At 73.9% G+C, this 23,787-nt stretch carries 20 protein-coding genes and 2 pseudogenes; 10 read left to right on the forward strand and 12 right to left on the reverse strand.

Features of this window, described 5'->3' with window-relative positions; translation table 11 throughout:
- Positions 1–128 precede the first annotated feature (128 nt).
- The 6 genes and pseudogenes from uraD to ACZ3IG_RS16020 all read left to right on the forward strand — a co-directional run.
- Positions 129–650, forward strand: a complete 522-nt coding sequence (uraD, locus tag ACZ3IG_RS15995) for a 2-oxo-4-hydroxy-4-carboxy-5-ureidoimidazoline decarboxylase (RefSeq protein WP_467432415.1) — start codon at positions 129–131, stop codon at positions 648–650.
- Positions 647–1,048 (forward strand): hydroxyisourate hydrolase, encoded by a 402-nt coding sequence (uraH, locus tag ACZ3IG_RS16000; RefSeq protein ID WP_467432416.1) that lies wholly within the window; start codon positions 647–649, stop codon positions 1,046–1,048. Before uraD ends, uraH begins: the two co-directional genes overlap by 4 nt.
- Positions 1,049–1,053: 5 nt before the next feature.
- A complete protein-coding gene (gene pucL, locus ACZ3IG_RS16005; RefSeq protein ID WP_467432418.1) occupies positions 1,054–1,959 on the forward strand; it encodes a factor-independent urate hydroxylase in 906 nt (301 codons plus the stop codon).
- 83 nt (positions 1,960–2,042) lie between these two features.
- Positions 2,043–3,422 carry an 8-oxoguanine deaminase gene (locus ACZ3IG_RS16010; protein ID WP_467432420.1) on the forward strand — a complete coding sequence of 460 codons (1,380 nt, stop codon included), beginning with the start codon at positions 2,043–2,045 and terminating at the stop codon, positions 3,420–3,422.
- Positions 3,423–3,712: 290 nt separating this feature from the next.
- Positions 3,713–5,056, forward strand: coding sequence for a nucleobase:cation symporter-2 family protein (locus tag ACZ3IG_RS16015; RefSeq protein WP_467432480.1), 1,344 nt, complete (start codon positions 3,713–3,715; stop codon positions 5,054–5,056).
- Between the two features lie 43 nt (positions 5,057–5,099).
- Positions 5,100–5,198: pseudogene (locus tag ACZ3IG_RS16020) on the forward strand (response regulator transcription factor); the annotation flags it as partial.
- Between the two features lie 255 nt (positions 5,199–5,453).
- Here ACZ3IG_RS16020 and ACZ3IG_RS16025 read toward each other — a convergent pair.
- A complete protein-coding gene (locus ACZ3IG_RS16025; RefSeq protein WP_467432421.1) occupies positions 5,454–6,098 on the reverse strand; it encodes a hypothetical protein in 645 nt (214 codons plus the stop codon).
- Between the two features lie 215 nt (positions 6,099–6,313).
- Positions 6,314–7,015: a hypothetical protein gene (locus ACZ3IG_RS16030; RefSeq protein ID WP_467432423.1), complete on the reverse strand. Its 702-nt coding sequence runs from the start codon at positions 7,013–7,015 to the stop codon at positions 6,314–6,316.
- 245 nt (positions 7,016–7,260) lie between these two features.
- Between ACZ3IG_RS16030 and ACZ3IG_RS16035 the strand changes: the two genes are divergently transcribed.
- Together ACZ3IG_RS16035 and ACZ3IG_RS16040 are read left to right on the forward strand one after the other, a co-directional pair.
- On the forward strand, positions 7,261–7,704 hold the full coding sequence (locus ACZ3IG_RS16035; RefSeq protein WP_467432425.1) for an Rrf2 family transcriptional regulator: 444 nt from the start codon (positions 7,261–7,263) through the stop codon (positions 7,702–7,704).
- A gap of 182 nt (positions 7,705–7,886) precedes the next feature.
- Entirely contained in the window at positions 7,887–9,128 is a 1,242-nt protein-coding gene (locus ACZ3IG_RS16040) for an amidohydrolase family protein (RefSeq protein WP_467432427.1), read from the forward strand.
- Positions 9,129–9,205: 77 nt separating this feature from the next.
- On the opposite strand, the pseudogene ACZ3IG_RS16045 reads toward ACZ3IG_RS16040, so the two are convergent.
- Positions 9,206–9,355 (reverse strand): annotated as a pseudogene (locus ACZ3IG_RS16045) (IS21-like element helper ATPase IstB); the annotation flags it as partial.
- Positions 9,356–9,929: 574 nt separating this feature from the next.
- Here ACZ3IG_RS16045 and ACZ3IG_RS16050 point away from each other — a divergent pair.
- Complete coding sequence (locus ACZ3IG_RS16050) at positions 9,930–10,553, forward strand: LuxR C-terminal-related transcriptional regulator (protein WP_467432428.1); 624 nt, start codon at positions 9,930–9,932, stop codon at positions 10,551–10,553.
- 10 nt (positions 10,554–10,563) lie between these two features.
- Here ACZ3IG_RS16050 and ACZ3IG_RS16055 read toward each other — a convergent pair whose 3' ends face one another.
- The 6 genes from ACZ3IG_RS16055 to ACZ3IG_RS16080 form a co-directional block, all read right to left on the reverse strand.
- Entirely contained in the window at positions 10,564–12,630 is a 2,067-nt protein-coding gene (locus tag ACZ3IG_RS16055) for an ATP-binding cassette domain-containing protein (protein ID WP_467432431.1), read from the reverse strand.
- The gene (locus tag ACZ3IG_RS16060) at positions 12,627–14,348 is read right to left on the reverse strand and encodes an ATP-binding cassette domain-containing protein (RefSeq protein WP_467432432.1); all 1,722 of its coding nucleotides are present in this window, start codon (positions 14,346–14,348) and stop codon (positions 12,627–12,629) included. Before ACZ3IG_RS16060 ends, ACZ3IG_RS16055 begins: the two co-directional genes overlap by 4 nt.
- A gap of 73 nt (positions 14,349–14,421) precedes the next feature.
- Positions 14,422–14,550: a mycelium formation morphogenetic lantipeptide SapB gene (gene ramS / locus ACZ3IG_RS16065; protein WP_215167632.1), complete on the reverse strand. Its 129-nt coding sequence runs from the start codon at positions 14,548–14,550 to the stop codon at positions 14,422–14,424.
- Positions 14,547–17,198: a class III lanthionine synthetase LanKC gene (gene lanKC / locus ACZ3IG_RS16070; RefSeq protein WP_467432433.1), complete on the reverse strand. Its 2,652-nt coding sequence runs from the start codon at positions 17,196–17,198 to the stop codon at positions 14,547–14,549. Before lanKC ends, ramS begins: the two co-directional genes overlap by 4 nt.
- Positions 17,199–17,321: 123 nt before the next feature.
- Positions 17,322–17,927 carry a histidine phosphatase family protein gene (locus tag ACZ3IG_RS16075; RefSeq protein WP_467432436.1) on the reverse strand — a complete coding sequence of 202 codons (606 nt, stop codon included), beginning with the start codon at positions 17,925–17,927 and terminating at the stop codon, positions 17,322–17,324.
- A gap of 20 nt (positions 17,928–17,947) precedes the next feature.
- Positions 17,948–19,156, reverse strand: a complete 1,209-nt coding sequence (locus ACZ3IG_RS16080; protein WP_467432437.1) for a pyridoxal phosphate-dependent aminotransferase — start codon at positions 19,154–19,156, stop codon at positions 17,948–17,950.
- 87 nt (positions 19,157–19,243) lie between these two features.
- Here ACZ3IG_RS16080 and ACZ3IG_RS16085 point away from each other — a divergent pair, with 87 nt between their 5' ends.
- A complete protein-coding gene (locus ACZ3IG_RS16085) occupies positions 19,244–19,894 on the forward strand; it encodes a winged helix-turn-helix transcriptional regulator (protein ID WP_467432438.1) in 651 nt (216 codons plus the stop codon).
- A 102-nt stretch (positions 19,895–19,996) separates the two neighbouring features.
- Here ACZ3IG_RS16085 and ACZ3IG_RS16090 read toward each other — a convergent pair whose 3' ends face one another.
- Genes ACZ3IG_RS16090 through ACZ3IG_RS16100 form a run of 3 tightly spaced genes read right to left on the reverse strand, consistent with a single transcriptional unit; the run spans position 19,997 to position 23,715 of the window.
- Positions 19,997–20,797: a hypothetical protein gene (locus ACZ3IG_RS16090; RefSeq protein WP_467432439.1), complete on the reverse strand. Its 801-nt coding sequence runs from the start codon at positions 20,795–20,797 to the stop codon at positions 19,997–19,999.
- The gene (locus ACZ3IG_RS16095) at positions 20,797–22,074 is read right to left on the reverse strand and encodes a VWA domain-containing protein (RefSeq protein WP_467432440.1); all 1,278 of its coding nucleotides are present in this window, start codon (positions 22,072–22,074) and stop codon (positions 20,797–20,799) included. Before ACZ3IG_RS16095 ends, ACZ3IG_RS16090 begins: the two co-directional genes overlap by 1 nt.
- Before the next feature lie 57 nt (positions 22,075–22,131).
- On the reverse strand, positions 22,132–23,715 hold the full coding sequence (locus tag ACZ3IG_RS16100; RefSeq protein ID WP_467432441.1) for an IucA/IucC family protein: 1,584 nt from the start codon (positions 23,713–23,715) through the stop codon (positions 22,132–22,134).
- Positions 23,716–23,787: the final 72 nt, after the last annotated feature.

The raw sequence follows: 23,787 nt of genomic DNA on the forward strand, positions 1-23,787 counted from the left end.
CAGCCGCCGCCCGGAACACCGGGCGGCGGCTTCGTTTACCGCGAATTTTCAACAAAGTGTTGACGCCGTGTTTCCGGGCGCGTTAGCTATCGGCACGCCCGTTCAGCACAAGGCCACGGAGGCTCCCCGTGACGTCCACTTCCACGCCGCCGGGTCTGGCCCGGTTCAACGCCCTCGCGGAGCCCGCGGCCCTCGCCGCACTCCACGAGGTGTGCGCCTGCCCGGCCTGGGGGAAGCGGCTGACCGCCGCCCGCCCCTACGCCACCCCCGAGGACCTGTACGCCACGAGCGACACCGCCACGGCCGGACTGACCGCGACGGAACTCGGGGAGGCGATGGCCGGGCACCCGCCGATCGGCCGGCCGAGGCCGGGCGACCCGGCCTCGGCCCGCGAACAGGCGGGCATGGCCGGCGCCCCGGCCGGGCTGAAGGCCGAGATGCTCGAACTGAACCTGGCCTACCAGGAGAAGTTCGGCCACGTCTTCCTCATCTGCGCCACCGGCCGGACCGGCGAGCAGATGCGGGACGCGGTCAAGGAGCGGATCGGCAACTCGCCCGAGCGGGAACGGGAGATCGTCCGCACCGAGCTGGGAAAGATCAACCGGATCCGGCTCTCCCGGCTCGTCGACGAAGAGGATGCCCCGACGTGAGCACCAGCACCACCGCCTCCGTGTCCACCCACATCCTGGACACCAGCGCCGGCCGCCCCGCCCGGGGCGTCGCCGTCCGGCTCTCCGCCCGCGCCGGCCGCGAGGGCGACTGGCGGGACCTCGGCGGCTCGGCGACCGACGCCGACGGGCGCTGCAAGGACCTCCCGGCCCCGCCGGAGGGCACGACCCACGTACGGCTCGACTTCGCGGTCGAGGCGTACTTCGAAGCAACGTCGAAGAAGCGAGCCGATGCGCAGCAGGACGCCCCCGCGAATCGGGACAGCGGTGCCGTGTTCTTCCCCGAGGTGACGGTCACCTTCGCCGTCGACCCCGGCGAGCACTACCACGTACCGCTGCTGCTCAACCCGTTCGGCTACTCCGTATACCGAGGGAGCTAGCAGACATGCCGACGATCCTGGGACAGAACCAGTACGGCAAGGCCGAGAACCGAGTCGTGAAGATCACGCGGGACGGCGCCACCCACCACATCAAGGACCTCAACGTCTCCGTCGCCCTCTCCGGCGACATGGACGAGGTCCACTACTCCGGCTCCAACGCCAACGTGCTGCCGACCGACACCACCAAGAACACGGTGTTCGCGTTCGCCAAGGAGCACGGGATCGAGTCCGCCGAGCAGTTCGGCATCCACCTCGCCCGTCACTTCGTCACCTCGCAGCCACCGATCCACCGCGCCCGCATCCGCGTCGAGGAGTACGCCTGGGAACGGATCGCCGCCTCCGGTGAGGCCGAGCACTCCTTCGTCCGCAAGGGCCAGGAGACCCGCCTCACCCAGATCACCTACGACGGCGAGCGCTGGGAGGTCGTCTCCGGTCTCAAGGACCTGACGGTGATGAACTCGACCGACTCCGAGTTCTGGGGCTACGTCAAGGACAAGTACACGACGCTCCAGGAGGCGTACGACCGCATCCTGGCGACCTCCGTCGCCGCCCGCTGGCGGTTCAACTGGACCGACGACCAACAGCGGATGCCCGACTGGGAGCAGTCCTACGAGCAGGTGCGCGACCACCTGCTGCGGGCCTTCGCCGAGACGTACTCGCTCTCGCTCCAGCAGACCCTCTACCAGATGGGCACGCGCATCATCGAGAACCGTGACGAGATAGACGAGGTCCGCTTCTCGCTCCCCAACAAGCACCACTTCCTGGTCGACCTGGAGCCGTTCGGGCTCAAGAACGACACCGCCGACGGCGCCGTGTACTTCGCCGCCGACCGGCCGTACGGCCTCATCGAGGGCACGGTCCTGCGGGACGGCTGCGAGGCACGGATACCGGCCGACATGACCAACCTCTGACGTGGGGCGCGCGCCCCCGCCACCCGCAGGGCGGGCCGGGGGCGCGCCGCACCGGAGGGCCCGCCACGAGAAGAGGACGCATCATGGCAGCAGCCCAGCGCATCGTGATCGAGAACGGGGCGATCGCGACCGTCGACGACCGGGACACCGAGTACGCCACCGGGTACGTCGTCATCGCGGACCACCGCATCGAGTCGCTCGGCGCGGGAAAGGCGCCCGAGGGCCTGGAGAACGTCGTCCGCCGTATCGACGCCTCCGGACACCTCGTGACGCCCGGCCTGGTCAACACCCATCACCACTTCTACCAGTGGATCACCCGGGGCCTGGCCACCGACCACAACCTCTTCGACTGGCTGACCGCGCTCTACCCGACGTGGGCCCGGATCGACGAGGCGATGGTGTACGCGGCGGCCCAGGGGTCCCTCGCGATGATGGCCCGCGGGGGTGTCACCACCGCCATGGACCACCACTACGTCTACCCGCGCGGCACCGGCGACCTGTCCGGCGCGATCATCCGGGCCGCCCGCGAGACCGGTGTCCGCTTCACCCTCGCCCGCGGCTCGATGGACCGCGGCGAGTCGGACGGCGGCCTGCCACCGGACTTCGCGGTGGAGTCCCTGGACGACGCGCTCGCCGCCACCGAGGAAACGGTACGGCAGCATCACGACGCCTCCTTCGGCGCGATGACGCGGGTCGCCGTGGCGCCCTGCTCCCCGTTCTCGGTCTCCACCGAACTGATGCGGCGGGGAGCGGAGCTGGCCCGCCGGCTCGGTGTGCGGCTGCACACCCACGGCTCGGAGACGGTGGAGGAGGAGAAGTTCTGCCACGAGCTGTTCGGGATGGGGCCGACCGACTACTTCGAGTCCACCGGCTGGCTCGGCGCGGACGTGTGGATGGCGCACTGCGTCCACATGAACGACTCCGACATCGCCGCGTTCGCCCGGACGGGGACGGGCGTCGCCCACTGCCCGTCCTCCAACGCGAGGCTGGCGGCCGGCACGGCCCGCGTCCCCGACCTGCTCGCGGCCGGCGTCCCGGTCGGCCTCGGCGTCGACGGCACCGCGTCGAACGAGTCCGGCGAACTCCACACCGAGCTGCGCAACGCCCTCCTGGTCAACCGTCTCGGCGCCCACCGCGAGAAGGCCCTGAACGCCCGCCAGGCCCTGCGGCTGGGCACCTTCGGCGGCGCCCAGGTCCTCGGCCGGGCCGCCGAGACCGGCTCGCTGGAGCCCGGCAAACTGGCCGACCTGGTGCTGTGGCGGATGGACACCCTCGCCCACGCCTCCATCGCCGACCCGGTGACCGCCCTGGTCTTCGGCGCCGCCGCCCCGGTCACCGCCTCGTTCGCGCACGGCCGGCAGATCGTCGAGGACGGGCGGCTGCTCACCGTCGACGAGGACGCCATCGCCCGTTCGACCCGTGACGAGGCGCGCCGCCTGGCCCGTATCGCGGCACAGGGCTGATCCACGCCGCCGACCGACTCCGGTCGGGAGGGACGGCTCCCGGCCGGTGGCCGTGGCACCCGCGAGGGTGCCACGGCGGCCGAACCCGGGGCGCGCACGGGGACGCGCGCGCCCCGGGTCGGCACCCCCTCCTCCCCGTCACCGGTCCCGCACGACCACCAACCTCCCCACCCGCACCACCTCCTTGACACCCACGTCAGAGCCGACGTGCAACCGACCGGAGGCGAGCCGCCGTGGCCGACCACCCAGTCGTCGATCACCCAGTCGACGAGAAACTCCCGCCCGTGAAGATGGCGACGACCGGCCTCCAGCACGTGGCCGCCATGTACGCGGGTGTCGTCGCCCCACCCCTGATCGTCGGCGCCGCCGTCGGTCTGTCCGGCACCGAACTGACCTTCCTGACCGGCGCCTGCCTGTTCACCGCCGGTCTCGCCACCCTGCTGCAGACCCTCGGCATCTGGAAGATCGGCGCCCGGCTGCCCTTCGTCAACGGCGTCACCTTCGCCGGGGTCGCCCCCATGACCGCGATCGTCGCCTCCGCCGACGACCGGTCCGACGCGCTGCCCCTGGTCTTCGGCGCGGTCATCGTCGCCGGACTCCTCGGCTTCCTCGCCGCGCCCGTCTTCTGCAAGGCGGTCCGGTTCTTCCCGCCGGTGGTCACCGGCACCGTGATCACCCTGATCGGCATCTCCCTGCTTCCGGTCGCCTTCGGCTGGGCGCAGGGCCCCGACACCACCGCGGACGACTACGGTTCACCCACGAATCTGGGCCTGGCCGCCGGCACCCTGGTCATCGTCCTGCTCCTGCGCCGCTTCACGCGCGGCTTCGTCAAGCAGATCGCCGTACTCCTCGGCCTGGTGGCCGGCACCCTCCTCGCGGTCCCGTTCGGTGTCACCGACTTCGGCCCGGTCGCCGACGCGGACCTGGTCGGCTTCCCGACGCCGTTCCACTTCGGGGCACCTCAGTTCCAGGCCGCGGCGATCGTGTCGATGTGCGTGGTGATGGTGGTGTCGATGACCGAGTCCACGGCCGACATGCTCGCCCTCGGGGAGATCGTGGACCGTCCGGCCGACGAGAAGACCATCGCCGCCGGCCTGCGCGCCGACACCCTCGGCTCGGCGCTCAGCCCGGTCTTCAACGGCTTCATGTGCAGCGCCTTCGCGCAGAACATCGGCCTGGTGGCGATGACCCGGGTGCGCAGCCGGTTCGTCGTCGCGGTGGGCGGCGGCTTCCTGGTCCTGATGGGCCTGTGCCCGGTCGCCGCCTCGCTGATCGCGGTCGTACCGCGCCCGGTGCTGGGCGGCGCGGGCGTCGTCCTGTTCGGCTCGGTCGCGGCCAGCGGCATCCAGACCCTGGTGCGGGCCGCCCTCGACAAGGACAACAACGTCCTGATCGTCGCCGTCTCCCTCGCCGTCGGCATCGTCCCGATCTCCGCGCCGGAGTTCTACCACGCGTTCCCGGAGACCGCGCGGATCATCCTGGACTCCGGCATCTCGACGGGGTGCGTCGCCGCGGTCCTGCTCAACCTGGTCTTCAACCACATCGGCGAGGGGCGGCAGGCGCGGGACGTGACCCATCCGATGGAAGCGGGGGAGGAGATCACGGGCGCGTCCCGGGCGCCGGCGACGCCGTGACACCGACGGTGCCCCTCCCCCCGAGGGGCGCCCGCCGCATCCGGCGCGGGTCGCAGCCCCGCCGGTGCTGCGCCGGGCGGGCCTGACCCTGGACCCGGCGCGCGGCGAGGTCGTCCGTCACGTCCGCTGCGTGCCGCCGTCGCATCCGGCAGACCGCCGGCGACACGGCCGGGGTACGGGTCGTCAGCGGGGTGTGCGACGAGGGGCGGGTGGAACCGGCCGTCCGAGGCACGGTCCCCCCGAGTCCCGGCGTTCGAGGTGCCGACGCTCTCCGAGCCGTTCCGCCGGCTCGGCACCGGCCGGGTGGTCACCGGCGAGAGCGGATCCGGCGCCGGTGCCCGCACATGAGCGGTTCTCCTGGACGGGCCGACCGAACCGGCTGTTCCCGGTCTGCCCGTCACACCCGGCGCGGTGACGCCAGCAGATAGCGGGCCCTGGTCCGCGGCTCCGTGTACTCGCCCGCCTGCCAGCCGGCCCGCTCCAGGGTGTCCGCCGCCGCCCGCAGCGCCCCGGCGTCCGGCGCGTACACGGCGACCGCGTCGGGCTGAGGGGTGGCCCGCACCCGGTAGCCGTCGGTGTCCGGGGCCGCCGGCCGGTGCCCGGCCGCCTCCAGGGCGAGTGCGGCGGCCCGCACCAGATGGGTCCGCTCCCAGCCGCAGGGCCGGTCCGTCGCGCCGTCCGGGTTGGTCATCCGGCGCAGCTCCAGCAGCCCCTGCCAGGCGCCCCGCACCTCCCGGAGCCGGCCCGGCCCGGCGGGCCCGGTCTCCTCGCCGCCGACCCGCGCGACGAAGACGCCGTCGTCGGCGGCGGGCGGCGCCGCCTCGGCGGCCTCCGGCGCCGTACCGCCGCCTTCCGGCGCGGACTCCCGTATCCGATGGCCGGCCGGCGTCAGGAAGTGGTCGTGCGGCGGACGCGGGTGCCGGAAGGCGAACCCCTGCTTCACCAGGGCCGCGAGCTGCGCCCGGGTCCCCTTCAGCCTCCCGGTGACGGGATCGGCGGCGTCGATGACCCGCCGCTGCGCGGCGGTCGGCGGCCGGGACATGGCACGCTCCCTCCTCGGCATCTCGGGGTGCCGGTAGGAACATTGTCACCACCCGCGAACGGCGGGTGTCATGTGCGGCGACGTGCGGCGGGGTCGCGTTCCCCGGTGTGTCGGGCGACCGCGTCGACGCCGGGACGGGCGTACCGCTCCAGGGAGCGGCGGAGGCGTGGCGAGAGCGGGCCAGCAGCATCGGGGTGGACGTACCGTCCTCGGCGTCATGCCCAGCCGTCCAGGTCCTCGATGTCTTCGGGTGAGGCGAGCGGGTCGGCCGGCAGCCGGGTGTTCTCCTCGAAGATCTCCTCGGCCCGGCGGCAGGAGAGCCGGGCGCGGCCGGCCTCTGGACACACGTCGAGCGTCGGCGTTCCAGCCGGGGCCGTGCGGTCGGTGAGGAACAGCCGGCCCAGGGTGCGGCGGGCGGTGAGTCGGGGCAGGAGCTGGGCGGTGCCGGACTGCCAGTGAATCCACTCGGTCGCCCCGCCCTTGGCGGTGATCCTGCCGCGCTTGTCCTGCGGGTACAGGTCTTCCACGGTCAGGCACAGCACCTCGTCGGTGCGGGCCGCCGACTCGTGGAGCATCTTCCAGAACGTCTTCTCCCGTAGGGCGACGTCCAGGCGCCACGGGGCGGCGATCTGGTTCTCGGCCAGGGGCTTGGCGCGGTCCGGCGGTGCCGGACGCCGCCCGATGCCGATCGTCGGGTCGCCGTCGATCCAGCCCTGGCGCTGCCACCATCCGATCGCCGTGCGGGCGATGGACAGTTCGCGGTTGACGGTGTCGGCGTCCATCTCGTCCGCCCGTGCCGCCGCCGGCTCGGCCAGAGCCTCCGGCGGCGCCGGGTCGTCGATCGCGGTGACGGGGAAGACGGGTGGCTTCGCGCCCCGGCGGGCGGGTCCGGTCGGTGCCGGTTCGCCGGCGAGCATCCACCGCCACGTCGTCAGCGAGATCCGGTAGATCCGCGCAGAGGACTTCGCGATGCCCGCACCGGTGAGGTACCGCTCGACCGCAGCAGCGCGTCCCCAGTCCAGAGTTCGGTCACTGGTTCGATCGCCACGCCTGCCCCTGGGTCCTTACGTGAGTCATGCGCCTTCAGGGCAACCCGGTTGACTGTCGATTCAACTGCAACTACTGTGGGTGCAGTTAACCAATGGCGGTAAGGAACAGGGAGATGGCGGGGCTCAGCAGTAGGAGCGCGATCGCGATTCACGCGCTCGCGATGCTGGCGCACCGGCGTGGGGGCTCGTTGACGTCCGCGGAGATCGCGGACAGCCTCGAAAGCAATCCAGTGCTCGTACGGCGCGTTCTCGGCCGTCTGCGGGACGCTGATCTGGTGTGGTCCACCGAGGGGCGAGCGGGGGGCTGGTCCCTTGCCCGCGCCGCGCGGGACATCACGCTCTATGACGCGTACGCCGCCGTCGAGGAGGGGCAGATCTTCTCGCGGTACGCCCATCCGCCCAGCCGGACGTGCGAGATCGGACGCAACATCGGCGACCTGCTTGACGTCGAGTTCCAGAGTGCCGAACGGGCTCTGGAGGAGCGGCTCGGCAGGACGACGATCGCCGGCCTGTTGCATCGGATACTGGCCTCCGACAGCGAACCGGGCAACCACTGATCAGGCGCTGACGCGTACCCGCTCGGCGTCCTGACGCATGACTTAACTATAACTCCATTGGTTACAGTTTTTCATGCCCGGCCACTCCCGGCCCTCCTGGCTCCCGATGTCAGCGGCCGCATGATCCGTCCGCGTGCACTACGGCCAGAACACCTACTCAGAACGCACCAGGAGTGAGAGCGATGCCCCAGGAGTCCGAAGCACTCGCGAGCGCCGAAGCTCGCGGCCCTGCGACGTACGACCTCGTGATCAGCCGCGCACATGTTTTCGACGGCCGCCAGGCGCTCGCCGGTCTGTACGACGTCGGCATCAACGGCGGAGAGATCGCTTCCGTCTCGGCCGAGCCGCTCAGGGGCAGACAGGAGGTGGATGCGGCCGAAGGATGGGTCATGCCGGGCCTGATAGACACTCATATCCACTTCTACGACGTACACGCGGTCTCCGATCCGCGTTCGATGCGGGCCTTCGAGGAGAACGAGCTACCCGGAAGGCTCGGGCTGTTCCTCGACCACGGGATCACCACCATCAAGTCGGTGGGCGATCCGACGGGCGGAATCCTGGACACGCGGGCCAAAATCGCCGCGGGCGCGCTGCCGGGCCCGCGACTGCTGGCCACCGGGTGCGGTATCACCGGACGCGACGGGCATCCCGCCGCCACCATCTTCAGCGGCAACCCCTGGGCGCGCGAGCGCTGGACGGGAGAGGTCGACAGCGTGCAGCAGATCCGCGACCTGGTGCACCACCTCGCCGACCGCAAGGTGGACGCGATCAAACTGCTGTCGGAAGGCGCGTGCGCACACTCCGGCGGGCCGGCGTACCTCTGGCAGAATCCTGCCTTTCCTGGTGGTGTCGAGTTGGAACGGCTTCCCCTCGATGTCCTTCGGGCGGGTATCGAGACCGGGCACGAGCGAGGCCTCCGGGTCACCGTCCACACCACCCAGCAAGCCGCGGCACGTGAGGCGATCGAGGCTGGGGCGGACGGCCTGGAGCACGGTGTCACCGTCGAGCCCCTCACCGACCACTCGCTCATCGACCTGATGCTCGAACACGGCATCACCTACACGCCCACGCTCTGGATCGACGACGCTCACCCGGACGCCCGTGGCAATCTCAAGAAGGTCGCTGAGGCCGGCGTGCACATCGCGCTGGGCAGCGACACCTTCAGCGGTCGGGGCCTGTTCGGAGCCAACACCCTGGACGAGGCCGAACTCATGGTGGCGGCCGGGATGACGCCCACCCAGGTGCTGGCCGCAGGCACCAGCGGCGCGTCGCGGCAGTGTGTCCGACCCGACCTGGGCACGGTGGCCCCCGGCAAGCGCGCCGACCTGCTCGTGCTGAACGCTGATCCCACCGCGGACATCGGCAACCTCCGGGACCTCAGCATGGTGATCCTGAACGGCGGGCTCGTCGTGGACAAGCGCTGAGCGCGCGTGGCAGGACGTCCTCCGCCTGATGACGGAAAAGCTGCTCGTCCGCGGCCTCGACGAGTTCGTTGACGAGCGTGGACAACGGCGGCATCGACGCTGGGGTCGGCGTCGAAGCCGAACTCCCGCAGCGACTTCTGCCTCGGGAAGGCCACGGCCCTGATCCGGCGCCCGGAGCGGCGCCGGGCCCGGTCGCCGCACTCGGCCGGCAGCGGTTCGGCGAGGAAGGCGAGGCAGGAGTCGCCGTTGAGGACCCGGCGGAGCAGCACCAGGAGAGGGAGCCGCTGACATCACCATCCGTCCGGCACCCCATCTCTGCCGGTCCTGCGGCTCCTGTGCCGAAGGGTGATCCGGTCGCGGTGTGGATACCGGGCGCGTAGGTGCGAACAGCGAACAGCTGGGCGAAGGGTTCGCGCCAGATTGCGCGGAGGCGTTTTCCGGCCGCCCCGGTCGGGGGCGGAAGGGGTCCGCCGCTCGGCGCCTCCGTGCCCCGGCTGGGCCGCCGGCCGGGGAGGCGTGTGCTGTCGTGCAGGTCACCGGGACGCCGCTGCGGCACGGGCGTCCGCCGCCGCACCCGCCGGTGCCGCCCCCTGGACGGCGGGTGTCCCGGCCGGATCTCGTCCGCGTGCGCGTCGCCGTTTCGCCTCCTTTTGAGCGCGGGGAACGGCGGAATGACTCCGATGAGCCTCGTACGCCCTTCCGCATGGTGTTCCCTCGGTACGAATCAGGGCACATGGCTCCTGGCGCGGGAGGAGTCGAGTCGGTTGCCCTGCCCGGACAGCCGCTGACAAGGGGTGGGACATGGTCCGCGTTCTCGTGGTGCACGACGAGGAACTGCTGCGGTCGGCGCTGGTGCAACTGCTCAGATCCGACGGCGCGCTGGAGGTGTCGTCCCTGTCCCCGCGCGCAGGTGTGCCGGATCGCCAGGCGCTGCCGAGGGACGTGTGCGTAGTGGACGGCGAGTGCCTGCAAGGGCCTCAAGGGCCTCAAGGGCCCCAAGGGGCGCAAGGGGCGCGGGAAGCGCCGTTCCGGGCGGAGTGCGGGGAACGGCTCGTCGTCCTGGCCACGCCCAGACGGCCGGGCGTGCTGCGCAGGGCGTTCGACGCCGGCGCGCTCGGACTGGTCGACAAGAACGCCCCGGCCCAGCGGCTGATCACAGCGGTGCACACGGTGGCCAAGGGGGAGCGCTTCCTCGACACGACGCTCACCGTGGCCCTGCTCGAAGGCGCGGAGATGCCGCTGACCAGCCGTGAGCTGAGTGTGCTGTCCCTGGCCGCCCAAGGGGCGCCGATGGCCGAGATAGCGGCCTGTCTGCACCTGTCCCAGGGGACCATACGCAACTACATGGCCACGGCGGTCCGCAAGGTCGGCGCCCGCAACCGGGCCGACGCGATCCGCATCCTGCAGAACGCCGGCTGGACGTGACGCGCCGCCGTCAGGTCTCCCGGTGCGGCCCCGCGTTCCAGTGGCCCGTCAGGTCCCGGTAGAGCGGCGAACGGGCCAGTACCTCCGCGTGGGTGCCGCACACCGCGCGTACGCCGTCCAGGACCAGCACCCGGTCGGCCCGCACGGCGGACGACAGCCGGTGCGCCACGACCAGCAGCGTGCCCGGCCGCCGGGCGAGCGCCGCTTCGGCGCGCGCCTCGGCCGCCGGGTCGAGGTGACAGGTGGCCTCGTCGAGCAGCAGCAGCGGAGCGGGGGACAGGAACGCGCGCGCCAGCGCGATCGACTGCCTCTCCGCGGCGGACAGTTCGGCGGGTCGCAGCGGGCCGTCGAGCCCGCCCAGCCGCGTCACCAGGGACCGCAGGCCGAGCGCCCCGACGGCCGCGTCGAGGTCGGCGCGGCTCGCGTCCGGACGCAGATAGGCGAGGTTGTCGCCCACGGTGCCGGAGAAGACGTACGCCTCCTGCGGCACCAGGGCCCGCGAGGCGGCCAGGTCGGTGGCGGCGCGGCCGGTCACCGCCTGTCCGGCCACCCGCACCTCCCCGCGGTCCGGCGCGAGGGTCCCCGCGATCAGGCGGACCAGCGTCGACTTGCCGATGCCGCTGGGCCCCACGACGGCGACGTGCTCGCCGGGGGCGAGGCGCAGGTCCAGCGCGTCGAGGACCGGCTCGGCACGGGCGCCGTAGGAAAGGGAGACGGAACGCAGCTCCACGGCCGTCTCTCCCTCCGTCCGCCTGTCCTGAAACGCCGATGACGCCGCCATGCGGCCCGCCGCCCTCGTACGGTCTGCCGTGCCTGTGTCGCCCGCTGCCGCCTCCGTACGGTCTGTGGTGCCTGTGTCGTCCGCTGCCGCCCCCGTACGGTCTGCCGTGCCCGTGTCGCCCGCTGCCGCCCCCGTACGGTCTGTCGTGCCCGTGTCGTCCGCTGCCGCCCTCGTACGGTCTGTCGTGCCTGTGTCGTCCGCTGCCGCCCCCGTACCGCCCGCCGTGCCCGTGCCGCCGGCCGCCTCCGCGCCGCTCGCGCCCGCCGCCCCCGTGCCGCCCGTCGCCGTGGGCCACGGCCCGGGCCCGGTGATGCGGTCCAGGACGACCAGCAGACGCGCGCCCGCCGCGCCGAGGGCGGTCATCAGGGTGTGCAGGGCGGGCAGCAGGGACTGGACGAGATAGGTGAACGCGCCCAGCAGCGCGCCCGCCGTCACGCCCCGGCCGCGCAGCCAGGGCACGGCGGCCAGCAGCGCCAGTACGGGCAGGTGCCCGGCGACGCCCAGCGCCGCCGTACGCACCGCCGCCCAGCCGGCCAGGGCACGGGCCGTCGCGGCGGCGTCGGCGACCAGGCGGGCACCGTGCCGGGCGCTGTCGGGACCGGTCCCGCAGGCCGTGAGATCACGCAACGCCGCCCGGGTCCGCGCCGCGTGGTCGCCCAGCGCCTCGTCGGCCGCCAGGGCACGACGCTGTGCCGCCGCCATGGGCCGCAGCGTCACCAGGAACAGGGCCAGACCGCCCAGCAGCGGGGGCAGGACCACCACGAGCAGCGCCGGATGCAGGGACAGCAGGCCGAGCAGGGCCCCGGCGGCGGTGAAGACGAACGAGCGCAGTGTGAGGACGAGACCGGCGAAGCTGTCCCGGGCGATCTCGACCTGGTTGGTCAGCCGGGAGACGGCCGCCCGGTCGGCCCCGCCCGGCCCGTGCAGCGCCCGGGCCAGGGACCGGTCGACGGCCCGCCGGACCAGCCCGTCGCGCAGCGGCTCGGTCAGCCCGGCCAGCCCGGCGAACACGCCCCGGATCACCGGCGCCCCGGACAGTACGGCGACCAGGGCGAGCGCGAGCCACAGCAGCCCCCCGCGGGTGTCGCCGGCGAGAAACCCCTGATCGACGCTGTGGGCGACCCCGTACCCCACCAGGAACGCCTGCCCCGCCTCCACCACCGACCACGCCGCGAGCCGCGCCAGCACCTTCCTGCGCCGGCCGAGGAACCGCCGGGCCGGCCCCCTGACCCGGCGCAGCGCCCCGGAGCCGTCCCGCGCGGTGGGTGCCGCGCCGCCCCGGTCGGCGGAGTTCACGGCCGTGCCCGCTCGGATGCCGGGGGGCGTGCCGGGGAAGGCACGGCGCCCGCGCCGCCCGCGGCGAAGACCGCGCGGTAGTCGGCCGTGTGCCACAGTTCGCGGTGGGTGGCGACGGCCCGCACCCGGCCCTCCTCCAGCCAGATCACCAGATCCGCCCGGTCGGCGACCGACGGCCGGTGGGCGACGACCAGGCGGGTGCCCGGCCGCGGGGAGCGGCGCAGCGCCCGGTCCACCTCGTGCTCGGTGGCCGTGTCCAGACTGGACGTCGCGTCGTCCATGATCAGCAGGCGTCCCGCGTGCGCGAAGGCCCGCGCGAGTCCGAGGCGTTGGTGCTCACCCCCGGACAGGGGCGCCGACGCCAGCGGCGTGCCGTCACCGCGCGGCAGCCGGCGTACGAAGCCGTCGGCGCCGGCGGCGGCCAGCGCGCCCCGCACCCGCTCGGGCGAGGCCCGCCGCGCCCCCGCGGCGACCGCCTCGGCGACCGTGCCCTCGCCCAGCACCGGGCGTTCGAAGGCGAAGGCGACCTCGCCGCGCAACGCCTGACGGCTCAGCCGGTCCAGGGGGACACCGTCCAGCAGCACCCGCCCCTCGTCGGGGTCGGTCAGCCGCCCCGCCACGGCCACCAGTACGGACTTGCCCGCCCCGCCGCGGCCGACCACCGCCGCGGTGGCGCCGCCCGGCACCCGCAGGTCGTCGGCGCGCAGCACCTCCCGGCCGTCGCGCACCACCCGCACCCCGCGCAGTTCGAGCGCGCCCGGTCCGCCCGGCGGCAGCCGCCGGGTGCCGTACGCCAGCGCGGGCAGCCGTTCCAGCTCCCGGGTCCGGGCGCGCGCCTGGCGGCCCCGCACGACCGCGCCCAGCAACGACGCGGCCCCGCCGACGCCGGCCGCCAGCTGCGCGTACCGGCAGGCGGCGAGCAGGCCGCCCACACTCAGGGCGCCCGCCGCCAGGCGCAGGCCCCCGACGGCGGTGGCGGCCAGCACCAGCAGGGGCACCAGGACGCCGCTGCGGCCCAGCGCCCGGCCGTGCAGCGCCCACATCCGCCGGCCGAGCGAACCCAGTTCGGGCAGCGGCGCCAGCACCCGCTCCCGCTCCCGTGCCGCCGTCCCCGCCGCGGCGATCGTCGCCGCGCCGTCCAGGGCCTCCAGGAGCCGGGTGGCGATCTCCGACTGGACGCGCTGATAGGCGGCGACCGACGCGCCGGAGTCCCGCGCGAACGCCCGCAGCACCAGCGCCAGCGCGGGCAGCCCGGCCAGGACGCACGCCGCCACCCATACGTCGACGAAGGCCAGCGCCACCAGCGCGCCGGCCGGTGTGACCAGCGAGGCCGCCAGCGCGGCCCGGGCGGCCGGGGCACCCCCCGCGGCGGCGGCGTTGAGGGTCAGCCGGGTCCCGACGTCCCCCGGGCTGAACTCCCGGGCCCGGTCGGGTACGGAGCCCAGCAGTCCGGCGAAGGCGCGGGAGCGGACCGAGGCCGTCCAGCCGGCGGTGCAGCGGCCGGTGAACAGCGCGGTGAGCGTGTCCAGCAGCAGTTCGCCGAGGAGCAGCCCGGCGCTCAGCGCGAGCCAGCGGCCCGCGTCCGCGCCGCGCAGCAGCAGGTCCAGGGTGCGGCCGAGCACGAGGGGCTGGGCCACCGCGGCCCCCGCCGCCCCCACCGAGCACAGCAGCACCAGCAGTTCGGGTGTCCGCCCCGGCCGCGCGCCACCGGTTCCCAAGGGGCCTCCTTCCGCCGGACGCGCACCCGGCGCCCCGGGCGGGAACCCGGGGCGCCGGTGCCGAGCGGCGTCGTCAGTTACAGGTCGTGACGCTCAGGCTGCTGTCGCCGCAGAGGAGCAGGCTGGCGCGGCTGCCGGTCTCGACGTCGCCCATGGCCTCGTCCTTCGGGGTCTCCAGCGACTGCAGTTCGAACAGGTTCATGACATCTCCTTCTGGTGCGGCAACGGGTGCCGTTGTTGCGTCACGACCCCGGACGGGGCCGAGTCGGGGGCCGCCGCGCGGGGGCGCGGCGGCGGGAGGAACGGCAGCCCGGCGCGCGGGCCGCCGTGCGCGGAGGCGACGGCCAGCAGACAGCCGGCCGTCCCCGTGGACAGGTCCATGGACAGCCGCATCATCTGCTCACCGGGGAAGGCGAGCCGGCCGCGGTACGACAGGGCGTGCCAGGACAGCGCGTCGAGCTGGCGCCGGACCGCCCCGGCACCGGTGCCGGGTCCGGTGGCCGTGGTGCGCGCGAGGTGCAGCACCATCCCGGCCACACCCCGGTACAGGCCCGGCTGGGCGTAGAACATGGCCTGCGCCGCGGCCACGATCTCGTCGCTCGCCCGCGCGAACTCCTCGTCGTGGCGGTGCGCCAGGTAGTCGTCGAGCACCATCCCGATGCCCACGCTGCCCGCGCCCAGGTAGGGCATGGTGCGCCAGCCCTCGTCCACCTGGAGCGCGCCGCCCGCGCCCCGGACGCAGCGGGCGAGGTCCCGGCGCAGGGCGTCGCGCGCGAGGTCGAGCAGCCCGGTGTCCCCGGTGCGTTCGTACAGCCGCAGGAAGAGCAGGGCGCCGCCCGTCGCGCCGTGCAGCAGCCCCGCGCGCGGCCGGGCGGACGAGCCGTCACGCACTCCACGGGCCGTCAGGTCGGCGCAGCGCAGGGCGGCGGACCGCAGCGCGGCGTCCCCGGTCGTGGCCGCCAGCGAGTCCAGGGCCAGGCCGAGCCCGGCGGTGCCGCCGTACAGGTCCGGGGCGAGGGCGTCGAAGGACTGGTCGAGGAGCAGCCCGGCGAGGCCGAGCGCGCGGTCGCGATGGCCGAGGTGCTCCAGCGTCCAGGCGATCCCGGCGAGTCCGTCGTGGAAACCGAGCGGCATCCCCGAGGGCGGCTGCTCGGTCCGGTCCAGGAGCCACTGCTCCTCGTCCTCGTCGCGGTCCGCGCCGCTGACGGCCAGCGCGTACAGCACCCCCGCCGCGCCGTGGCCGAACGCCAGCCCGCCGCCCGCCGTCGCGAACTGCGCGATGTCCCCGGGGAACAGCCGGTCCGTACGGGACGGGGTCGCCGACGCGTGGATCGCCGCGGCCATCGACTCCCGGCTGCGCGGCCAGTCACCCGGCGCGACGGGGACCACCGGCCCGGCCGCCCCACGGGCCGGGGACGCGCCCGCCGCACCGTCGGTGATCTCGTCGACCGCCGCGTCCAGCCACGCCCGGTCCACCGGGAACTGCTCGGCCACCAGGTCGGCGAGGTGCGCCGCCTTCTGCCGGTCCAGGGCGAACAGGCTGGTGAGCGGCAGGAACAGGGCGAGACGCAGACAGGCCAGCGCGTACCGGTCCACCGCCACGCCCCGCCGGCCCGCGGGCGCCACGAAGGCCGGGTTGGCGACGGTCTGCCGGCCCGGTTCGTCGACGTGGTGCGCGGCCTCGAAGTCCAGCAGGGCGACACCGCCGTCGTCCCGGACCATGATGTTGAACAGATGCAGGTCGTTGAAGACCACGCCCCGCGCGTGGACGTCCGCCACGGCCTTCTCCACCCGGGCGTGGACATCGAGCGCCCAGTCGGTGTACTCGGCCAGCCGCCGCCGGCCCGGGTCGGCCTCGATGAGCGGGTGGCGGCGCGCGAAGAACGTGTTGAGCGGCTTGCCGTCCAGGTACTCCAGGACGAGGAAGTGGTGCTCGCCGACGGTGAGGTGGTCCAGCACCTCGGGTGTGCAGTCCAGGCCCGACAGCGCCTGAAGCGCCCGCCGTTCGCGGTGCAGCCGGGTCACCGCGTCGGCGCCGTCGGCCGCGAGACCGGCGTGCGGCCGGGCCTCCTTGAGGACGACCCGCTCGCCGGTGCGCCGGTCCCGGCCGAGATAGACGCCCCCGCCGTTGGAGAAGTGCAGCGCCGACTCGATCGTGTACGGGATGTCCGCCACGGTCGTCGCGGAGCGGGCGTCCAGGTGCGGACGGAGGAAGGCCGGTACGGTCACCCACTCGGGCACCCGGAAGACGGGCCCGCGCGGATCGGGCACGAGCACCCCGTCGGGACCGGCCACCGCCGGGCGCAGCTCGCCGTCGGCGTCGTAGCACTCGCGCCGGGTGAAGCCGCCGTACCGCACGTGCACGGGGCCCTCGCCCAGCCGCAGGTCGCTGAGGATGTGCGGCCCCGGCTCACCGGCCAGCAGCCGCGACAGCTCACCCGCGAGCCGCTCGAACCGCTCCTCGTCGGCCGGGTACACGGTGATGAACTTGCCGCTGCCGGCCCGGTCCGCGTACTTGGCGTTGCGCTGGTGCAGCAGATAACGGCTCGGCACGAACTTGAAGGCCGTACCCCCGGCCACACAGTGCCGCCACACCCGCTCCAGGACCGACTCGGCGTTGTCGAGACAGGCGGAGACATGGATCTTCCAGCCCTGGTCGGGCAGTCCGGCGCCGGCCGGGCGCAGCGCCAGCCAGTCCCCGGACTCGTTGCGCCGCCAGCCCTCCGGGACGGGCGCCGAGGCCAGGGCGTACCGGGCCCGTCCGCCGCTGCCCGGCCGGGCGGCGACGCGGTGCGGGGCGTCGTAGAAACACGGGTCCGCGTCGCAGTACACGGCGTAGCCCTTGTTCATGCCCGCTCCCTCCCATCGGCCGCTGACTGCTCCGACGGTGCCACGGGCCGCAGGGGCCTGCACAGTTGCCGCTGTCACCACTCCGCCGTGCGGAACGCACGGGTAACTTCGCGGCGCGGCACGTTACGAGGGCGGCCCCGGCCGTACGTTCCAGGCCGCGATCACCGGCCGCCCGTGCTCGGCGCCCAGCCGGCACAGCGTCCCCGTCGCCAGCTGGAACAGGGCCCCGTGGGAGGCCGGCAGGCCCAGGTACCGGGCGGTGAGCACACGCAGGAAGTGCCCGTGTGCCACCAGCACCACGCACCCCTCGGTGTCCGCCAGCGCGGCGTCCACCTTCCCCAGCACCCGGTCGGCCCGCTCCCCGACCTCCTCCGGCGTCTCCCCGGGGTGGTCCGGCGGACCGGGCGCGACCCCGTCCGTGAACAGGAACCAGTCCGGCCGGTCCCGCTGGATCCGCGGCGTCGTGATCCCCTCGTAGCCGCCGTAGTCCCACTCGTGCAGGTCGGGGTCGATCCGCACCCCGTGCAGTCCGATCAGCTCGGCCGTCTCCCGGGCGCGCTGGAACGGGCTCACGAACGCGGCCCCGATCCGGTGCGAGCGGATCAACGGCACCAGAGCGCGCGCCTGTTCCCGGCCGCGCTCGGTCAGCGGCACGTCCGTCAGCCCGGTGTGCCGCCCGGACCGCGACCACTCGGTCTCGCCGTGCCGTACGAGGAAGAGATCACCCATACCGCAAGGCTACGGCCGGTCTACTGCCGGTACCCGTCCAGGAACCGCCCGATCCGCCCGATCGCCGCCTCCAGGTCCTCCGCCCGCGGCAGGGTGAGGATGCGGAAGTGGTCGGGGGCCGGCCAGTTGAAGCCGGTGCCCTGGACGACCTGGATCTTCTCCCGCAGCAGCAGGTCGAGGACGAACTTCTCGTCGTCGTGGATGCGGTGCACCTTGGGATCGATGCGCGGGAAGGCGTACAGCGCCCCCTTGGGCTTCACGCACGACACGCCCGGGATCTCGTTGAGCTTCTCCCACGCCACGTCCCGCTGCTCGCACAGCCGCCCGCCCGGCGCGGTCAGCTCGTGGATGGACTGCCGGCCGCCCAGCGCGGCCTGGATGGCGTACTGGGCGGGCGCGTTGGCGCACAGCCGCATGGAGGCCAGCATCGTCAGGCCCTCCAGGTAGTCGCGCGCGTGCTGCTTGGGACCCGTCACCACCAGCCAGCCGGAGCGGAACCCCGCCACCCGGTACGTCTTCGACAGTCCGCAGAAGGTGAGGACCACCAGGTCGGGGGCGAGGGCCGCCGTCGAGTGGTGGACCTCGCCGTCGTAGAGGATGCGGTCGTAGACCTCGTCGGCGAGGACCATCAGGCCGTGCCGGCGGGCCAGGTCGAGGATGCCCTCCAGGACCTCCTTCGGGTAGACCGCGCCGGTGGGGTTGTTGGGGTTGATGACGACGACCGCCTTGGTGCGGTCGGTGATCTTCGACTCCATGTCGGCGAGGTCCGGGTACCAGTCGGCCTGCTCGTCGCACAGGTAGTGGACCGCCTTGCCGCCCGCGAGGGTCGTCACCGCCGTCCACAGGGGGAAGTCGGGGGCGGGGATCAGGACCTCGTCGCCGTCCTCCACCAGCGCCTGCACGGCCATCGACACCAGCTCGGAGACGCCGTTGCCGAGCCACACGTCGTCCACCCCGACCTCCAGGCCGAGGGTCTGGTAGCGCTGGGCGACCGCGCGGCGGGCGGAGAGGACGCCGCGCGAGTCGGTGTAGCCGTGCGCCTGCGGCAGCATGCGGATCATGTCCTGGACGATCTCCTCCGGCGCCTCGAACCCGAACAGCGCCGGGTTGCCGGTGTTCAGGCGCAGCACGCTGTGGCCCGCCTCCTCCAGCGCGTCGGCGTGCTCGATCACCGGGCCGCGGATCTCGTAGCAGACCTCGCTGAGCTTGTTCGACTGCCGGAACTCCATGCGCCGCTTCCCCTCCGGTATCTGGTGTTGCTTGGTTTTACCAAGTTCACGCTTGGAAAGTCCAACACATTGTCTACACTGCGTCGCATGTCACCTCGCCGCCGAAGCTACGACCAGTACTGCTCCGCCGCCCGCGCCCTCGACGTCGTCGGCGACCGCTGGACCCTGCTGATCGTCCGGGAACTGCTGGCCGGACCGCGCCGCTACACCGACCTGCACGCGGACCTGCCGGGCGTGAGCACGGACGTACTCGCCTCCCGGCTGAAGGACATGGAACGCGACGGACTGACCACCCGCCGCCGCCTGCCCCCGCCCGCGGCGGCCTACGTTTACGAACTCACCGCGCGCGGCCGTGAGTTGCTGCCCGTGCTCCAGGCGCTGGGCGGCTGGGGCGCGGGCGAGATGGACGAGCGGCGGCCCACGGACGCCCTGCGCGCCCACTGGTTCGCGCTGCCGCTGCTGAGCGCCCTGGACGGCGAGGGCGTCGTCGAGGTGCGGCTGGAGGAAGGGGACTTCCACGACGGCGTCTTCCACCTCTACGCCGGCGCCACGGACGGCCCGGCCTACGGAGAGGGCCCCGCCCCCCGCGAACCCGACGCCCGCCTGACCCTGGACGCCGGCACCTGCGCCGCCGTCGGCCGGGGCGAGACGAGCCTGACCGACGCGGTACGGGCCGGGCGCGTCGAGGTGACGGGGGACGGCGTACTGGCGAAGGCGCTGCGGGAGGCCGCGGCCTAGGGACGCCCTCCGGGCCGGCCGCTCGGGCCGCCGGCGAGGACCGCGCGTACGCGAGAAGGCCCGCCGGGCGGGCGGGCCTTCCTGGAAGAGCGGTCGTCGGTGTCAGACCCCCGGCGGGACCCCGCGGGGCCGGCCCGAGCCGCGGGTCAGCGCGTAGCCGCCGATGCCCGCCAGCGCGGCCAGCACCGCGCCCACGCCCGTCCACACCCACCGGTCGGACCACCAGCCGGAGGACCAGCCGTCCTCGGGCTCGATCGCGGACAGCACGGCGGAGTCCGACGACTCCTCCTCGTCGTCCTGGGCGGAGGTCACCGCGATCCCCGGCACCAGCGGCTCGGACAGCGAGCCGTCCACCGCCGCCGCGCCGCCCATGTCCTCGGAGTCGGCCCGGACCTCCGTGCCGACCGGCAGACCGAGGTCCGACGTCGGCAGGCCCAGGGCCGTCAGCCGGACGTAGTACGTGCCCGGCAGCGGATCATTGGCCCACGGTTCGGACCAGGCCCGGACCGTGCGCAGGACACAGGTCAGTTCGAGGGTGGACGTGCCCGCCGCCGCGGTGCGCGTCTGGGCTCCGTACTGGCAGGCCTGCCGGCGGCGCAGCCCGTCGTACACGTCGACCTGCCAGGTCTGGGACGCGTGCGTGTCCGGCAGCTTCACGGTCGCCTTCACCGTGGGGCGCTGTCCGGCGTCCGCCGGGAACGACCAGTACAGGTAGTCGCCCGCGGAGCCGCTCGCGGTCGCCCGCTGCCCCTGGTCGATCTCCGTCGCCGTCCGGAACGACGTACCCGCCCGCGTGGGCGCGCCGTCCTCGGCCGAAGGGCTCGGCGAGGAGTCCGCCGCCGCGGGTGCCGCGGCCAGTCCGAGCGCCAGCAGTGCCGCGCCCACCAGTCCTGTGATCCGCATCAGTTGGTCCTCCAGACGGCGACGCGCCAGCGCGACACCCAGCCCCACACCAGTCCGGCGAGGAAGCCCACCACGATCAGCGCGCCCAGCAGCCACCAGCCGCGGCCCAGCCCGAAGGAGGCCACGTCGGACGCCTGGCTCGGACCGTCCACGACGTCGACGGTCAGCTCCAGCGGCAGACCGGGGGTGGTCTTCACCCCCGAGGCCGCCGAGAAGGAGTGGGCCACTTCGAGACACACGGTCTCGGTGGCGTCCCCCTGCCCTTCCTCGTCCTCGTCGACCTCGGCCTTCGGGTACCGCAGCCCCGTCGAGATCACGTCCGTACGCCCGTCGCCCGCGGCCTCGCCGCGCACGATCTCCCGGCCGTGCGCGGTGACCGCCCGCAGCAGCACGCCGTACGAGGGGCTCACGGCACGGTCGGCCGACACGCTCACCGAGGTCCGCAGCTCCTGCCCCGGGGCCACGTCCACGCGGTACCAGCGCTGCTGCCCGAACTCCTCGCGGTCGGTGTACAGACCCGACTTCAGTGTCGGCGCCGCAGCGCAGCGGTCCGCGCCCTCGGTGGCGACCGGCGTCACCACCGGGTCGGCCGCCCGGTCCACCAACTGGCTGACCTTGTCGGTCAGTTCGTCGGCGTGCTCGACCGACGTGTACGTCCCGCCGGTCGCCTCCGCGATGCAGCTGAGCTGCTGGCGCATCGTGGAGTTGGGGACCAGGCCGAGCGTGTCGATGGTCAGCCCGATGCCCTTGGCGGCTATCTCGCGGGCCACCTCGCACGGGTCGAGCGGCGCGCAGGTGTCCTCGCCGTCACTGATCAGCACGATCCGCTTGGACCCGGAGCCGTCGCCGAAGTCACCGGCCGCCGCCAGCAGCGCGGGACCGATCGGCGTCCAGCCGGTCGGCGTCAGCGTCGCCACCGCCGTCTTGGCCTCCGTGCGGTCCAGCGGACCGACCGGATAGAGCTGGGCGGTGTCCTTGCAGCCCGTCTTCTGGTTGTCGCCCGGATAGTCCGCGCCGAGGGTCCGGATGCCGAGACGCACCTCCTCGGGGGTCGCGTCGAGCACCTCGTTGAACGCCTGCTTCGCCGCGGCCATCCGGGTCCCGCCGTCGATGTCCTTGGTCCGCATGGAGCCGCTGACGTCGAGCACGAGGTCGACCTGGGGCGCGTCCTCGCCGGTGGGTTCGCCGGCGGACGCCGGGGCCGGGAGGGCGAGCCCGGCCGTCAGCGCGGCGAGCAGGGCGCAGACACCCGCCGCCAGCCGTTTACTTGTGATCATCGGCGGATCCTATTGACCCGGGGTGCCGTGATCCAAAACGGGCGGGGGCCGGCGGGTTCACATCCGGAGGGGATTGGGCAGCGCGGCCCACTGGTCGCCCGGCCGCCGAGGCGACAGCCGCATCAGCGTCAGCGCCTTCGCGGGCAGCGCCTCCTCGCACAGCGCCGCCAGGTCCGGCGTGCGCGGCAGGTCCCGTACGGCCGTCTCCAGAGCAGTCCGCAGCGCCGGCCCGGAACCCGCCGTACCGGCCAGCGCGCCCGCCACCAGGGACCCGAACAGCTTGCGGCGCAGCACCGTGACGTCGTCCGTGACCATGCGGGCGGGCAGGTCCGGCATCGGGATGCCGTGCCGGGCGAGCCGGGCCGGGCTGACCCGGAGGTCGGCCAGGTCCCGGTAGACCAGCCGGAGCGGTTCGCCCGCCGGGGAGAGCACCACCAGCAGGTTCTGGCCGTGCGCCTCCAGGGCAACGCCCAGCTCCAGGGCGCGCAGCCCCACCCGCAGCGTGAGCCGGGCGAGCCGTCCCGTCCAGCCGGGCGTCCGGGGCAGCGAGGTGGTCGCCAGCGCCGCCACCGGGACGACCCGCTCACCGGGCCCCCCGTACACGTCCGGCGACTCCCGCAGCACGGCGGCGAGATCGGGGGAGTGGGCGGTGGCCGCGCCCAGCGTGCGGGTGATGTGCAGCAGCCCCTCGCAGCGCGCGGCCAGCAGCTCGCCGAAGGCCGACAGGGTCGCCGACGCGGCGATCGAGGCGACGGAGATGTCCCGTACCGAGGAGGTCAGCCGGGCGCTCAGCGCGGTCTTGACGTGCGGGCCGGGCCCCGTGCCGCCGGCCACGGCGAGGGTGCGCAGGGACATCAGCGGGTGCGCGTCGAGCCGGGGGCCGCCCTCGCCCAGCCCGTTCGCCGCCTCCTCGCCCAGCCCGTTCGCCGCCTCCTCGCCCGGCCGCCCCGGCGCCTGACCGCCCGGCCCCTTCAGCACATGCGCCGCCTGCCACGGGTGCACCGGCAGCAGCAGCCGCCCCCCGTCCCGCATCCCGGCCGGCCAGTCGCCGGACACCAGGCACTCCTCCACGGGCACCGGCACCTGCCCCAGCGACACCACCGGCCCGTGCTCGGGCGCGTAGGCGAGCTGCTCGGCCACCGAGAAGCCCGGCCGGGAACGGCAGTTGGGGTGGAAGGGGTGCCCGTCGACCACGCGCTGCTCCCACTCCCAGCCGCTCCCCGGCCACGCGGGACGCGCCTCCCGCCCCGCCCGGGACAGCGCCAACGAGGCGACGCTGTGCCCGAGTTCGGCGGCGAACCCCTCGGCACCGGGTACGGCGAGAGCGGTCATCAGCCGCGCCGGATCGGCGTACTCGCACTCGTCGCATCGGACGGCGGTGACGTAGGCGTCGGTGCGATACGGGTCGGCGGCCGGGCCGTACAGCCGACGGCCGTCGCGCAGGCGCAGGACGAGGCCCCCGGCGGCTGGTTCCCGGCGGGCGATCCACGGCAGCGGGTCATGGACCAGCGCACGCCAGAGCCGGGACAGCACGGCCGCTCGGGCGCCCGGGAGTCCGGCCGTGAACCGGGGGAGGAGACCGGGGCGGACGGCGGCCAGTTCCTCGGCGACCTCGGCCTCGGCGGTGGGGGGACGGTGCACGGTCGGGCTCCTCGGGTACGAACGCGGGTGGGGACGGGTACGGGCTCGGTCATGGACTCGGTCGACTCGGTT

The organism is Streptomyces sp. NPDC016677 (assembly GCF_055562815.1).